This window comes from Streptomyces sp. cg40 (assembly GCF_050320165.1).
Lineage (GTDB): Bacteria > Actinomycetota > Actinomycetes > Streptomycetales > Streptomycetaceae > Streptomyces > Streptomyces hokutonensis.
Map to the genome: position 1 here is coordinate 8049114 of NZ_CP190128.1, position 14833 is coordinate 8063946.

The 14833-nt window shown below is 69.4% G+C and carries 13 protein-coding genes; all 13 read left to right on the forward strand.

The window, feature by feature from the left end; genetic code table 11:
* The first annotated feature begins 42 nt into the window (after window positions 1-42).
* The 13 genes from ACQHII_RS36285 to ACQHII_RS36345 all read left to right on the forward strand — a co-directional run bounded on the left by ACQHII_RS36285 (window position 43) and on the right by ACQHII_RS36345 (window position 14801).
* Window positions 43-735 carry a GntR family transcriptional regulator gene (locus ACQHII_RS36285; protein ID WP_427923231.1) on the forward strand — a complete coding sequence of 231 codons (693 nt, stop codon included), beginning with the start codon at window positions 43-45 and terminating at the stop codon, window positions 733-735.
* Complete coding sequence (locus tag ACQHII_RS36290) at window positions 732-1640, forward strand: dihydrodipicolinate synthase family protein (protein WP_427923232.1); 909 nt, start codon at window positions 732-734, stop codon at window positions 1638-1640. Before ACQHII_RS36285 ends, ACQHII_RS36290 begins: the two co-directional genes overlap by 4 nt.
* The gene (gene araD, locus ACQHII_RS36295) at window positions 1628-3358 is read left to right on the forward strand and encodes an L-arabinonate dehydratase (protein WP_427923233.1); all 1731 of its coding nucleotides are present in this window, start codon (window positions 1628-1630) and stop codon (window positions 3356-3358) included. The genes ACQHII_RS36290 and araD overlap by 13 nt, the downstream gene beginning before the upstream one ends.
* A 103-nt stretch (window positions 3359-3461) precedes the next feature.
* Window positions 3462-4397, forward strand: a complete 936-nt coding sequence (locus ACQHII_RS36300; protein ID WP_427923234.1) for a carbohydrate ABC transporter permease — start codon at window positions 3462-3464, stop codon at window positions 4395-4397.
* Window positions 4397-5278, forward strand: a complete 882-nt coding sequence (locus ACQHII_RS36305; protein WP_427925487.1) for a carbohydrate ABC transporter permease — start codon at window positions 4397-4399, stop codon at window positions 5276-5278. The genes ACQHII_RS36300 and ACQHII_RS36305 overlap by 1 nt, the downstream gene beginning before the upstream one ends.
* A gap of 49 nt (window positions 5279-5327) precedes the next feature.
* On the forward strand, window positions 5328-6533 hold the full coding sequence (locus tag ACQHII_RS36310) for a Gfo/Idh/MocA family protein (RefSeq protein WP_427923235.1): 1206 nt from the start codon (window positions 5328-5330) through the stop codon (window positions 6531-6533).
* Window positions 6533-7378: a PmoA family protein gene (locus ACQHII_RS36315; RefSeq protein ID WP_427923236.1), complete on the forward strand. Its 846-nt coding sequence runs from the start codon at window positions 6533-6535 to the stop codon at window positions 7376-7378. Before ACQHII_RS36310 ends, ACQHII_RS36315 begins: the two co-directional genes overlap by 1 nt.
* Complete coding sequence (locus tag ACQHII_RS36320) at window positions 7375-8886, forward strand: family 43 glycosylhydrolase (protein ID WP_427923237.1); 1512 nt, start codon at window positions 7375-7377, stop codon at window positions 8884-8886. The genes ACQHII_RS36315 and ACQHII_RS36320 overlap by 4 nt, the downstream gene beginning before the upstream one ends.
* 117 nt (window positions 8887-9003) lie before the next feature.
* Window positions 9004-10341, forward strand: a complete 1338-nt coding sequence (locus ACQHII_RS36325; RefSeq protein WP_427923238.1) for an ABC transporter substrate-binding protein — start codon at window positions 9004-9006, stop codon at window positions 10339-10341.
* Between the two features lie 106 nt (window positions 10342-10447).
* The gene (locus tag ACQHII_RS36330) at window positions 10448-11233 is read left to right on the forward strand and encodes a rhamnogalacturonan acetylesterase (protein WP_427923239.1); all 786 of its coding nucleotides are present in this window, start codon (window positions 10448-10450) and stop codon (window positions 11231-11233) included.
* Between the two features lie 47 nt (window positions 11234-11280).
* Entirely contained in the window at window positions 11281-12561 is a 1281-nt protein-coding gene (locus ACQHII_RS36335) for a pectate lyase family protein (RefSeq protein ID WP_427923240.1), read from the forward strand.
* 51 nt (window positions 12562-12612) lie between these two features.
* On the forward strand, window positions 12613-13776 hold the full coding sequence (locus ACQHII_RS36340; RefSeq protein ID WP_427923241.1) for a pectinesterase family protein: 1164 nt from the start codon (window positions 12613-12615) through the stop codon (window positions 13774-13776).
* Between the two features lie 2 nt (window positions 13777-13778).
* The gene (locus ACQHII_RS36345; RefSeq protein WP_427925488.1) at window positions 13779-14801 is read left to right on the forward strand and encodes a pectinesterase family protein; all 1023 of its coding nucleotides are present in this window, start codon (window positions 13779-13781) and stop codon (window positions 14799-14801) included.
* The last annotated feature ends 32 nt before the right edge of the window (window positions 14802-14833 follow it).

Consider the following 14833-nt stretch of genomic DNA (forward strand, 5'->3'; position numbering starts at 1 on the left):
CGTCATATATGAGACGCGATATGTGAGATCCGAGAGGCGCGCATGACCTCTGTGCCCACGCCGATCCCGTCCCGCACGCAGTTCGTGCTGGAGGGGATCAAACACCGCATCCTCACCGGGCAGTTGACGCCCGGTCAGCCACTGGTCGAGACCGAACTCGCCGCACAGTTCGGGGTGTCCAAGACCCCGGTGCGCGAGGCGCTCAAGACCCTGGCCGGCACCGGGCTCGTCGTGATGAACCAGTACAAGGGCGTCACGGTGCGCATGGTGGACGCGGACATGGCGCGCGAGGTGTACGACGTCCGGCTGCTCCTGGAACCCGAGGCGCTACGGCGGGCCGTACGACTGGGCGCCTCACTGGACGCGGCACGCGAGGCGCTGACCCGCGCCGACGAGGCCACCGACACCGCCGAACGCTCCCTCGCCAACCGGGAGTTCCACCGCGCCCTGTACCTGCCGTGCGGCAACCCGCTGCTCGGCCGGATGCTCGACGAGGTCCGCGACCAGGCCGCCCTGGTCTCCGCCGTCGCCTGGGCCGCCTCGCCCTCCTGGGAACGGGAGGCCGGCGAACACCGCGAGATCCTGCGGCTCGCCCTCGACGGCGACGCGGACGCGGCGGCGACCGCGCTGCACGCCCACATCGCGTCGTTCGTGCAACGGGCCTTCCCCGGAACCGAGTTGGGACAGGCCCCCGGTACCGATCCGGGAACCAAGGGAGAGGGCGGTCAGGCATGACAGCGGCGTTCGAGGCCCAACGGGCCGCCCTGGCGGACGTGGTGGCGATCCCGGTGACCCCGTTCGCCGCGGACGGCACCGTCGACCAGGACACCCACCGGACCCTGCTGCGCCGCCTGCTCGACGGCGGGATCGGCATCCTCACGCCGAACGGGAACACCGGCGAGTTCTACGCACTCACCCCCCAAGAACGCCAGCTGGTAACGGAGTTGACCATCGACGAGGCGGGCGACCGCGCCGCCGTCCTCGTCGGTGTCGGCCACGACGTGCCCACCGCCATCGCCTCCGCCCGGCACGCCCGCGACCACGGCGCCCAGATGGTGATGGTCCATCAGCCCGTCCACCCCTACGTCTCGCAGGACGGCTGGGTCGACTACCACCGCGCCATCGCCGAGGCCGTGCCCGACCTGGGCGTCGTCCCGTACATCCGCAACGCCCAACTCCTCGGCGCCCGCCTCGCCGAACTCGCCGACGCCTGCCCGAACGTCATCGGTGTCAAGTACGCCGTCCCGGACGCGGCCCGCTTCGCGGCCTTCGCCCGGGACGCGGGCCTCGAACGCTTCGTGTGGGTGGCCGGGCTGGCCGAGCCGTACGCGCCCTCCTACTTCTCGGCGGGCGCCACCGGCTTCACGTCCGGGCTCGTCAACGTCGCCCCGTCCGTCTCCCTGAACATGATCGAAGCGCTTCGATCCGGCGACTACCCGGGCGCTATGAAGGTCTGGGAACAGATCCGCCGATTCGAGGAACTGAGGGCCGCGAACGGCTCGGCCAACAACGTCACGATCGTGAAGGAAGCGCTTGCGTCCCTCGGCCTGTGCCGCCGTGACGTACGGCCCCCCAGCAAGCCCCTGCCCGAGAGCGAGCGCGCCGAGGTCGCCGCGATAGCCGCCGGATGGTCCATATGAAGGCACCGGAAGAGCTCAGAAGCCACCAGTGGTACGGCACCGACGGGCTGCGCTCCTTCAGCCACCGGGCCCGCACCCGCCAGCTCGGCTACCTCCCCGAGGAACACCTCGGCAAGCCCGTCATCGCGATCCTCAACACCTGGTCGGACATCAATCCCTGTCATGTGCACCTCCGTGATCGCGCCCAGGCGGTCAAGCGGGGCGTGTGGCAGGCGGGCGGCTTCCCGCTGGAGTTCCCCGTCTCCACGCTCAGCGAGACCTTCCAGAAGCCGACCCCGATGCTCTACCGCAACATGCTCGCCATGGAGACCGAGGAACTGCTGCGGTCGTATCCCGTCGACGGCGCCGTGCTCATGGGCGGCTGCGACAAGTCGACGCCCGCGCTCCTCATGGGTGCCGCCAGCGTCGACCTGCCCACCGTCTTCGTCCCCGCCGGGCCGATGCTGCCGGGCCACTGGCGCAACCAGATCCTGGGTTCCGGTACCGACATGTGGAAGTACTGGGACGACAAGCGCGCCGGCCTCATCGGTGACTGCGAAATGACCGAACTGGAGAGCGGGCTCGCGCGCTCGCCCGGCCACTGCATGACCATGGGGACCGCGTCCACGCTGACGGCCGCCGCCGAGGCGCTGGGTGTGACCGTGCCGGGCGCGTCGAGCATTCCCGCCGTGGACTCGGGGCACGATCGGATGGCCGCGTCATCCGGCATGAGGATTGTTGAACAAGTCCACAAGGGGCGTGTTCTCTCGTCGATCCTCACCCAGGAAGCCTTCGAGGACGCGGTCACCACCGTCCTCGGCCTCGGCGGCTCCACCAACGCCGTCATCCACCTCATCGCCATGGCCGGCCGCGCGGGCGTCCGCCTCACGCTCGACGACTTCGACCGCATCGCCCGCACGGTCCCGGTCCTCGCGAACGTACGCCCCGGCGGACGGACGTACCTCATGGAGGACTTCCACTTCGCCGGCGGCCTGCCCGGCTTCCTCTCCCGGATCACCGACCTGCTCCACCTGGACCGTCCGACGGTCTCCCACGACACCCTGCGCGAGCAGCTCAAGGGCGCGCAGGTGCACAACGACGACGTCATACGCCCCCGCGACAACCCGGTGGCGAGCGAGGGCGGAGTCGCCGTCCTGCGCGGCAACCTCTGCCCGGACGGCGCCGTCATCAAGCACATCGCCGCCGAACCGCACCTGCTCAAGCACACCGGCCCCGCGGTCGTCTTCGACGACTACCGCACCATGCAACGCACCATCAACGACCCGGAGTTGGACATCACCGCCGACAGCGTGCTGGTGCTGCGCAACGCGGGCCCCAAGGGCGGCCCCGGTATGCCCGAGTACGGCATGCTCCCGCTCCCCGACCACCTCCTCAAGCAGGGTGTCCGGGACATGGTCCGGATCTCCGACGCCCGGATGAGCGGCACGAGTTACGGCGCGTGCGTGCTGCACATCGCACCCGAGTCGTACGTCGGCGGACCGCTGGCCCTCGTCCGGACCGGGGACACCATCACCCTGGACGTCGAGGCCCGCACGCTCCAACTCAACGTGGACGACGAGGAGTTGGCGCGGCGCAGGGCGGAGTGGACCCCGCCGCCCGCACGGTACGAGCGCGGCTACGGCGCGCTCTACAACGACCAGATCACCCAGGCGGACACCGGCTGCGACTTCGAGTTCCTGGCCCGGCCGGGCAAAGTGCCGGACCCGTACGCCGGTTGAGCACACCCGCGCTTCGCATACCCGTCGAGCAAGCGCTTCCTGTACCGAGCGTCCCGCACTGAGCGTCCCGCACCGAGCGTCCTGTACTGAACGGAGAACAGTCATGGCCCAAGCCGCAGCCGTGGCGAAACCGCCCGCGCCACCCCGGCGGCGCCGTGCCTCCGCGACCCCGCGCAGGCTCCCGTATCTGCTGATCGCCCCGGCCGCGCTGCTGATGCTGGGCTTCATCGCCTACCCGGTCATCAGCGTCTTCTACTACAGCCTCCAGAACTACAACCCCACCAAACCCTGGCGCAACGGCTTCGCGGGCCTCGACAACTTCACCCACGCCTTCACCCAAGACCCCCAGTTCTGGGACACGTTGACCTTCAGCGCCAAGTGGGTCGTCGTGGAGGTGGGCCTCCAACTCCTCTTCGGACTGGCCCTCGCACTGATCGTCAACCAGACCTTCGTGGGCCGGTCCATCGGCCGCGCGCTGGTCTTCTCCCCCTGGGCCGTGTCGGGCGTACTGACCTCCGCGATCTGGGTGCTGCTCTACAACTCCCAGACGGGCGTGACCCGTTACCTCGCGGACATGGGAATCGGCCAGTACGGCACGAGTTGGCTCTCCGACCCCTCAACCGTCTTCTCCGCGGCGGTGGTTGCGGACCTCTGGCGAGGCGTCCCCTTCTTCGCGATCCTCATCCTCGCCGACCTCCAGTCCGTGTCGAAGGACCTGTACGAGGCCGCCGAGGTGGACGGAGCCAGCCGCTTCAAGCAGTTCCTGCACCTCACCCTGCCGCACCTCAAGGACGCGATCGTGCTGTCCACCCTGCTGCGCGCGGTGTGGGAGTTCAACAACGTCGACCTCCTCTACACCCTGACCGGCGGCGGCCCGGCCGGCGAGACGACCACGCTCCCGCTCTACGTCGCCAACACCAGCGTCGAGGCCCACAACTTCGGCTACGCCTCGGCCCTCACCACGGTCGCCTTCGTGATCCTGCTGTTCTTCTCGATCGTCTATCTGCGCCTGAGCAAGTTCGGAGGCGGCGACAAGTGATCACCGAGATCGCCCCGGCCCGCGAGCGGGAAGCCGCCGCACCACAGCAACCGCGCAGGGCCCGCCGAGCCTGGGACGAGGTCCCGCGCTGGCAGATCTACCTCCCCCTCGGCATCTACCTCGTCTTCACCCTCATCCCCTTCTACTGGATCCTGCTCTTCGCGTTCCGCCCGGCCGGCTCGACCTCCCTGGTGCCCTGGCCGATGACCCTCGACCACTTCCAGAAGGTGTGGACCGAACGCAGCTTCGGCGTCTACTTCCAGAACAGCGTCTACGTCGGCGTCGCCACCCTGGTCCTCACCACGGTCGTCGCCCTGGCCGGCGGCTACGCGCTCGCCCGCTTCGAGTTCAGGATCAAACGCACCTTCATGCTGGCCCTGCTCTGCTCCCAATTCGTGCCGGGCGCACTGCTGTTGGTCCCGCTGTTCCAGATCTTCGCCAAGCTCCAGATGATCAACTCGCTCGGCAGCGTCATCATCGCGGAGACCGTCTTCCAGCTCCCGCTGTCGATGATCCTCATCAGCGGCTTCATCCGGAACGTCCCGCAGTCCCTGGAGGAGGCCGCCTGGGTCGACGGCTGCAACCGCTTCTCCGCCTTCCGTATCGTCGTCCTCCCGCTGCTGCGGCCCGGCCTGATCGCCGTCGGCTCCTTCGCCTTCGTGCACGCCTGGAACCACTTCCTCTTCGCCCTGATGTTCCTCTCCGACCAGAGCAAGCAGACCATCCCGGTCGGCCTCAACACCCTGATGAGCGCGGACAGCGTCGACCTCGGCGCGCTCGCCGCCGGCGGCATCGTCGCGGCCGTACCCGTGGTGATCGTCTTCGCCTTCATCCAGAAGTGGCTGATCACCGGCTTCAGCGCGGGGGCGGTGAAGGGATGAGGCAACCGCTTACCCTGCTGGCGAAGATCGTCGACGCAGGGAGAATCCCATGACATCCAAGACCGGCCCCACGACCGCCACCACATCCGCGGCTACGACCGCCCCCGCGCTCGTCACCCTGCCCGTCCCCGTCGTCCTCGCGGGCGCCCGGGGTCACGGCCGCTGGCACGTCGAGAACATCCGCCGGCTCCAGGACAAGGGACTCGTACGCCTCGTCGGCATCTGCGAGCTGACCCCGCTGACCGAGGAGGAGTTCGGCGGTGAACTTCCGGCCCAGTCACCGGACTTCGGCGCGCTCCTCGACTCCACCGGCGCCCGGGTGGCCGTGGTCTGCACCCCGATCCCGACCCACACGGACCTCGCCCTGGCCGCCGCGGAGCGGGGCGTGCACCTGTTGCTGGAGAAGCCGCCCGCGCCGTCGTACGCCGAGTTCCGCAGGATGGCCGACGGGGTCGCCGCCGCCGGGGTGGTCTGCCAGATCGGGTTCCAGTCGCTCGGCTCGCACGCCGTACCCGCGATCCGCGAACTGATCGCCAAGGGCACCATCGGCACCCTCACCGGGGTCGGCGGGGCCGGAGCCTGGGCGCGCGACGAGGCGTACTACCGGCGCGCCCCCTGGGCGGGCAAGCGGCGCCTGGGCGGCGTCGACGTGATCGACGGCGCGCTCACCAACCCCCTCGCGCACGCCGTCGCCACCGCCCTCGCCCTCAACGGCACGACCCGCGCCGAGGACGTCACCCGCATCGAGACCGAACTCGTGCGCGCCAACGACATCGAGTCCGACGACACCTCCTGCGTCCGCGTCACCACCGTCCAGGGCCGCCCGGTCACCGTCGCCGTCACCCTGTGTGCCGAACACCCCGGCGATCCCTATGTGGTGGTGCACGGCAGCGAGGGCCGGATCACCTACTGGTACAAGCAGGACCGCGCACTGCTCCAGCGGGCGGGCCACGGCCCGGAGGAGTTCGAGTACGGCAGCACGGACCTGTTGGAGAACCTGGTCGCTCATCTCGTGGACGGCGAAGAGCTGTTGGTCGAACCGGACGCGACGGGCGCCTTCATGAAGGTGGTCGAAGCGATCCGCCAGGCCCCCGACCCGGCCCAACTGCCCACCAGCGCCTGGCACTTGATCCCCACCGAGAACCGCCGGGTCGTCCCCGGCATCGACGCACTGGTCACGGCGGCGGCCGACACCCTCGCCCTCTACTCCGAGCTGGGCGCCTCCTGGGCCCCACCGAAAGAGGTGAGCACCTGATGATCACCCACGACACACCGGTGCTGCGCGTCGCGGGCCGCCCGGTCGCCCGGTACGTCACCAGGCCCGAGCTGCCCGCCCGGCTCTCCCCGCGCCCCTATCTGCATCCCGTAACCACCTTGTCCGGCACGGCGGTCACCGAACTGAGCCCCGCCGACCACACCCACCACCTCGGCGTCGGTGTCGCCGTTCCCGACGTCGAGGGGCACAACTTCTGGGGCGGCCGCACGTACGTCCGCGACCAGGGCCCGACCGAACTGGACGACCACGGCGCCCAACGCCACTCCGCGTTCCAGCTCCGCGACCCCGACGGCTTCGTCGAGGAACTCCGCTGGGTGGCCTCCGGCGCCGAGCTGCTGCGCGAACGCCGTACGGTCGCCGCCACCGAACTCACCGACACCGCCTGGGCGTTGGACTTCACCTTCTCGCTCACCAACGTGACGTCCGACCCCCTGTCGATCGGCAGCCCCGCCACCAACGGCCGCCCCGGAGCCGCGTACGGCGGCTTCTTCTGGCGGGCCCGCAAGGAGGCGGAGACCCCGTACGTCTTCACCGCCGACCGCGAGGGCGAACCGGCCGTCCACGGCATCCGCGCCGACTGGCTGGCCCTCGCCGGCACCGGCTGGACCCTGGTCTTCGCCGGTGCCACGGACCGCTCCCGCCAGGACCCGTGGTTCGTCCGTACCGCCGAATACCCGGGCGTGGGCTCGTCGTTGGCCTCGGACGAACGGCTGCCGATCCCGCCCGGCGACACCGTCGTACGACGGATCGTCACCGTCGTCGCGGACGGCGGCCTGGACCGGGGCGAGGCGGCGGTGCTGGTGCGGAAGGCGGTCGGCCAGTGACCCCCGAGACGTACACCAACCCCGTCCTGAACGCCGACTGGTCCGACCCGGACGTCATCCGCGTCGGCGACGACTTCTACCTCACCGCGTCCAGCTTCGGCCGTGTCCCCGGCCTGCCACTACTGCACTCCCGCGACCTGGTGAACTGGACCCTGGTCGGCCACGCCCTCCAACACCTGGAACCAGCACGGGAGTTCAGGACACCACGGCACGACTGCGGCGTCTGGGCCCCCGCGTTGAGATACCACGACGAACGCTTCTGGATCTTCTGGGGCGACCCCGACCAGGGCATCTTCCAGATCAACGCCCCCGAGATCAGGGGCCCTTGGACCCGCCCCCACCTCCTCAAGGAGGGCAGGGGCCTCATCGACCCGTGCCCCCTGTGGGACGAGGACAACGACGAGGCCTATCTCGTCCACGCCTGGGCCAAGTCCCGCGCGGGCATCAACAACCGCCTCACCGGCCACCGTATGCATCCCGATGCCACGACCCTGCTCGACGACGGCAAGGTCGTCGTCGACGCGGACCGCCTCCCCGGCTGGTTCACCCTGGAGGGCCCCAAGGTCCACCGCCACGACGGCTGGTTCTGGATCCTCGCGCCCGCAGGGGGAGTCGAGACCGGCTGGCAGGGCGCGTTCCGCTCCCGCGGCTTCTTCGGACCGTACGAGCAGCAGGTCGTCCTGGAGCAGAAGGACACCGCCGTCAACGGCCCCCATCAGGGCGCGTGGGTGCGCACCCCGTCAGGCGAGGACTGGTTCCTGCACTTCCAACAGCGCGGTCCCTACGGCCGAGTTGTCCACCTCCAGCCGATGCGCTGGGGTGACGACGGCTGGCCGGTGATCGGCGACGCGGGCGCCCCCGTAGCCGTACACCGGAAACCGGATCTCCCGCCGCAGCCGCCCGCCGCGCCCGCCACCGACGACGACTTCCCCGGCGGACGGTACGGCCGCCAGTGGCAGTGGACGGCGAACCCGCAGGACGGCTGGGCAACCCACCACTCGGGCGACGGCCTACGACTGACCTGCGCACGCTCCGCCGACGCGCACGACCTGCGCGGGCTCCCGAACCTCCTCACCCAGCGACTGCCCGGCACGCCTGTCGTGGTCGAGGTCGAACTGCGGCTGCACAGCGCGGAGTTGGGGGCGAGAGCCGGGCTGGCCGTGCTGGGCGACGCGTACAGCTGGATCGGACTCCAGCGGGGCGCCGACGGGGAGGTGCGGTTCGTGCACCGGTTCGCCGAACCCGTCGCCGAGCGTGAACGGGACGCGGGGGAGTCCTGCCTCGCACCGGACGGCCGGGTCCGGCTGCGGATCGAGATCGGTGCCGGGGCGCGGTGCCGCTTCTTCCACGACGTCGGGGACGGGCCGCGGCCGAGCGGTCAGGTCTTCGCCGCCACCCCCTGGCGCTGGGTCGGGGCCCTGCTCGGGCTCTTCGCGCTCGCGCCCGCCGGCACGGGACATGCCGGCGCGGCGGTGTTCACGCGGTTCCGGATCAGCCCTCTCCACTAACTCGCCCTGCCCGTACGCCTGTTGGGAGTCGCCATGACGCACCTCCGTAGCAAGCGCTTGCCAGTCGCCGTCAGTCACCTCATCACCCCGTTGGACCCACAAGAAGAGAGCCGACCTATGAAGACCAGCATCCGCAGAAGCCGGCGGGCCGCGATGGCCGTCGCCCTGGGCTCCGTGCTCGCGCTGACCGCAACCGCCTGCGGCGACGACGGCAGCGGCGGCGCGGGGGACAAGGGCGACGAGGGCTCCGGCAAGGGCACGATCACCTTCTGGGACAACAACGGCGGTGTCCGTACCGACATCTGGAAGCAGATCATCGCGGACTTCGAGAAGAAGAACCCCGGCATCAAGGTCAAGTACGTCGGGATACCGGCCGCGAGCGCCCAGTCCAAGTACGACACCGCCATCCAGGGCGGCGGGCTGCCCGACGTCGGCGGGGTGGGGACCGCGGTGCTCGCCGAGGTCGCGGTGCAGGGGGCGCTGGAGCCCTTGGACAGCCGGCTCAAGTCCAGTTCCCTGAACGGCAAGTTGAGCCAGAACCTGCTCGACGTCAGCAAGTCCGCGGGCGGCGGGGACACGCTGTACCAGATCCCGACCTCCGCCAACAACGGCACGCTGTGGTACCGCACCGACCTGTTCAAGGCGGCAGGTCTGGACGCGCCGACCACCTGGTCGAAGTTCTACGCCGCCGCCGACAAGCTCACCGACAAGGCCAAGAACAAGTTCGGCTTCACCATTCGGGGCGGTGAGGGGTCCATCGCGCCGGCCCTCGACGCGGTGTACGGGCAGACCGGGATCACCTCGTTCTGGAACGGCGACAAGACGACGGTCAACGACCCGAAGAACGTTGCCGCGTTGGAGAAGTACATCTCCCTGTACAAGAAGGACACCCCCTCCGCCGACCTCAACAACGACTTCACCAAGATGGTCGCGCAGTGGGACAGCGGCACGATCGGGATGCTCAGTCACAACCTCGGGTCGTATCAGGATCATCTGAAGGCGCTGGGCGCGGACAAGTTCAAGGGAATTCCCAATCCGACGCTGGACGACGGCACGCGTGTGCAGATCTCCAATCCCGTCGACGGGCTGAGTCTGTTCAAGTCCAGCAAGAACAAGGAAGCGGCCTGGAAGTTCATCGAGTTCGCGGTCTCCGCGGCGGAGAACTCCAAGTTCAACGAGTCGGCGGGGCAGGTGCCGGCGAACACGGAGGCGGCGAAGGCCGCGTGGATCCAGAGCTCCGAGCCGACGCGGCTGGCGGCGGAGGCGCTCAACGGGGCCGACACGAAGATTGTGCAACTGCCGTACTACCTGCCGGACTGGAACACGATCTCGAAGGCTGACAACGAGCCGAACTTCCAGAAGCTGTTGCTGGGGAAGATGACGGCGAAGGAGTTTCTGGACACGCTTGCTGACCAGTTGAACAAGGCGCAGGCGGATTGGAAGAAGAACCACTGAGCTGAGCTCGGGTGGTTTTGGTATGTGGGGGACTGCGGGTTCGTTGTGGCTGGGCGCGCAGTTCCCCGCGCCCCTGAAGGACAAAAGACCGGAAGGTGAGCCAGTCGTGTCTCTTACTCGGCGGCAAGTCGCGTTAGGTGCTCTTGTTGCCGTTCCCTTACGAGGTGGTCGGCGAGATCGCACGCTCTACATCGCCGGTGATTCCACCGCCGCCCAGAAATACTCCACCGAAGCGCCCGAGACCGGGTGGGGAATGGCCCTCCCCTTCTTCCTGCGGCGTGGAATCGAAGTCGCCAACCATGCCGTAAACGGGCGGAGTTCGAAGAGCTTCGTCGACGAAGGGCGGCTGGACGCGATCCTCGCCGCCATCCGGCCCGGCGATCTCCTCCTCGTCCAGTTCGCGCACAACGACGAGAAGATCGCCGATCCGACCCGTTACACCGAGCCCTGGACGACGTACCAGGACTATCTGCGGCTGTACCTCGACGGGGCCCGCAGCCGTGGCGCCCGGCCCGCGCTCGCCACCCCCGTCGAGCGCCGCAGGTTCGACGCCGACGGCAACGCCGTTCCCACGCACGGCGATTACCCGGCGGCGATGCGTGCGCTCGCTCAGCAGGAGCGGGTCGCGCTGCTCGACATCGAGGCGTTGTCGCTGGCGTTGTGGCAGCGGCTCGGGGTCGAGGAGACGAAGGTCTACTTCAACTGGACCGACACCGAGCAGGACAACACGCACTTCAATCCGCCCGGCGCGATCGCCGTGGCGCGGCTCGTGGCGCGGGAGTCGGCGCGTACCCGGGTGCTCGCGCCGCGTGATGTCGTCCGGCTGCGCGACGAGATTCCCACGTCCTGGATCACCTGGCCCGAGGCGACGGACGCCTCGGACGTCCTCTGAGCAAGGAGACCCGCACAGTGCGTATATCTATGTGTCATGCACGCGTCATGAGTTCGCTGGTGGGCTGCACGGCACTGGCTCTCGCCCTCACCAGCACCACCGCCCAGGCCCATCCGCGCAGTCTCGCCCGCGAGACCCTCGGCGCCGGCGACGGCTGGGCCTCCTACGGCACCGGCACCAGCGGCGGCGCCGCCGCCACCCCCGACCACGTCTACACCGTCTCCAACTGGGCCGACTTCAAAGCCGCGTTGGCCGCCGGCGGCACCGCGCCGAAGGTGATCAGAGTCAAGGGGATCATCGACGCCAACGCCGAGGGCTGCGACTCCTTCGCCGCGCCCGGCTACGACTTCGCGCAGTACCTCGCCACCTACGACCCCGCCGTCTGGGGCTACGACCAGAACCTCGACAACGAACCCGCCGACAGCCCCGAGGGTCTGCGCCGGGTGTCGGCCGCCAACCAGAACAAGGTCATCAAGGCGTCCGTCCCCGCCAACACCACCATCATCGGCATCGGCAAGAACGCCGGGTTCAAGGGCGCCAGTCTCCAGATCACCGCCGTGGACAACGTCATCATCCGCAACCTGGCCTTCGAGAGCCCGCTCGACTGCTTCCCGCAGTGGGACCCGACCGACGGTGACACCGGCAACTGGAACTCCGAGTACGACAGCGCCGTCATCTACGGCTCCACCCATGTGTGGCTGGACCACAACACGTTTACCGACGGCGACCACCCGGACAGCTCACTGCCCACCTACTACGGGCGCATCTTCGAGCAGCACGACGGCGAACTCGACATCGTCAAGGGCGCCGACTACGTCACCGCCTCCTGGAACGTCTTCTCCGACCACGACAAGACGATCCTCATCGGCAACAGCGACAGCGCTGCGACTGCCGCCGTCGACCGGGGACATCTGAAGGTCACGCTCCACCACAACCTCTTCTCCAACCTCGTCGAGCGCGCGCCCCGCGTCCGGTTCGGCCAAGTCGACTCCTACAACAACCACTTCGTCGCCGAGCCCGGATACGGCTACAGCTACGGCATCGGCCTGGAGTCCCAACTCGTCGCGGAACACAACGCGTTCACCGTCCCGGCCGGAATCTCCGAGGCCACCATCCTCAAGAAGTGGTCCGAGGCACCGCTCACCGCCGACGACAACTACGTCAACGGCGAGCTCACCGATCTGATCGCCGTCCACAACGCCGGTGTGCCCACCGAGATCCTCCAGTCAGGCGCGGGCTGGACACCGACCCTGCGCACGAAGGTCGACCCCGCGAGGGCCGTGCCGTTCCTCGTCGACCACAACGCCGGCGCGGGCCGCCTGCGCTGACTGTTCGTCACCTCGCCATCCCGCCATCTCGTCATAAGGAGCAGCACCCGCATGCCCTTGCACGAGCACCTCCAACGGCCCCTGTCCAGACGGGGGTTCCTCGCGGCGGGCACCGTCGCCGTGGGCGCCGCGCTCGGCCTCGCCGCCGGCCCCGCCCTGGCCGCCACCCGGCCCCGCCCGTTCGGCCGCTACGGCTCACCGGCCGCGCGCCTCACCCCGCTCACCCTGTACGTCGACCCGCGCGGCCGGGGCGACTTCACGAACGTCCAGGCCGCCGTCACCGCCGCGACCGGCGCCGGCTACACCCTGGTCATCGCGCCGGGCGTCTACCGCGAGACGGTCACCGCCGGGGTCACCGATCCGGCGACCGGTCAACTCACCGACGCCGGGCGCGAGATGACCTGGCTCGGCGCCGACGGGGACCCCCGTGCCGTCGTCATCGTCTACAACAACGCCAACGGGACGCGGAAACCAGACGGTTCGGGTACCTACGGCACCTCCGGCTCGGCCACCACCCTCATCCGCACCGACGGATTCACCGCCCGCCGGATCACCTTCGCCAACGACTGGCTGCGCGCCGAGCACCCCGACATCACCGGCACGCAGGCGGTCGCGATCAAGGTGCAGGGCGACCGTTCGGCGTTCTTCGACTGCCGTTTCCTCGGGCACCAGGACACCCTGTACGCGGACTCGTTCGCCCTCGGCGTCTTCGCCCGGCAGTACTACGCGCGCTGCTACATAGAAGGGGACGTCGACTTCGTCTTCGGGCGCGCGACCGCCGTCTACGACCACTGCCACTTCCGCACCCTGAACCGCACCGACCTGGCGGCGGCACCGTACGGCTTCGTCTTCGCGCCCTCCACGGCGGTCGCCAACCCGCGCGGCTACCTGGTGACACACAGCCGCGTGAGCAGCCAAGCCCCGGACGGCTACTACAAGTTGGCCCGCCCCTGGGTGCCCGGCTCGGACACCACAGCCCGCCCGATGCTCACCGTGCGGGAGACGGCGCTCGGTGCGGGGATCGACGCGGTGGCGCCGTACACCAACATGTCGGACACCTATCCCTGGCAGAGCCAGCGGTTCGCCGAGTACCGCAACACCGGCCCCGGCGCCGTGATCGGTGTCCCGGAGAACCGGCCCCAACTCACCGCCGAACAGGCCGAGTCGGCGACGCGAGAGGTCTATCTCGGCGACTGGAAGCCGGGGCGGAGATGACTCTGCGCAGACGCACGCTCCTGACGGGGGTCGCCGGGGGACTGGTGGCGGCCGGCGCGGCACCGGCTGTCGCTCTCGACCGGCACCGCGTGCTGCACGTCCGGCCCGGCGACTCGGTGCAGGCGGCCGTGGACGCGGTGGAGGGCGGCGGCCGGACGATCGTCGTGCACCCCGGGACGTATCGCGAAGTCGTCAACGTGCCTGTGGGGGCAGGTGAGTTGACCCTGCGTGGCGCCACCCGCGATCCGCGTGACGTCGTCATCGTCTTCGACAACGCCAACGGGACGCAGAAGCCCGACGGTTCGGGCACGTACGGCACGGCGGGCTCCGCGACCTTCACCTCGGCGGCGCCCGGGCTGACCGTAAGGGACCTGACCATCGCCAACGACTGGCTGCGCGCCGACCATCCGGAGATCACGGGCACGCAGGCGGTGGCCGCGTATGTGACGGGCGACCGTTCGCGGTTCTCGCGCGTCCGGCTGCTGGCCCACCAGGACACGCTCTTCGCCGACACCTCGGCGCTGGAGGCCTTCGGCCGGCAGTACTTCACCCACTGCTACATCGAGGGAGACGTCGACTTCGTCTTCGGGCGGGCCACCGCCGTGTTCGCGGACTGCCACTTCCACACCCTCCAACGGGACGTGACCTTCACGCCCAAGGGCATGGTCTTCGCCCCCTCCACCGCCCGCGCCAACCCGTACGGCATCCTCGCGGTCCGCTCGCGGATCACCTCCGGCGCCGAGGACGCCGCGTACAAGCTGGCCCGGCCCTGGGTCCCGTCGTACGAGACGACCGCCTGGCCGTCCCTCGTCGTGCGGGACACCCGGATCGGGCCCGGCATCGACCCGGTCGCGCCCTACACCAACATGCGCGACGCCTACCCCTGGCAGTCGATGCGCTTCCACGAGTACCGCAACACGGGTCCGGGTTCCGTGATCACCGTCCCGGAGAACCGGCCCCAACTCACGTCCGCCGAGGCCGCGTTGCACACCCCAGCGATCTACCTCGGCGACTGGCGTCCCTGAAGTCCCCCCATCCGCAAGTGAACGACGAAAGG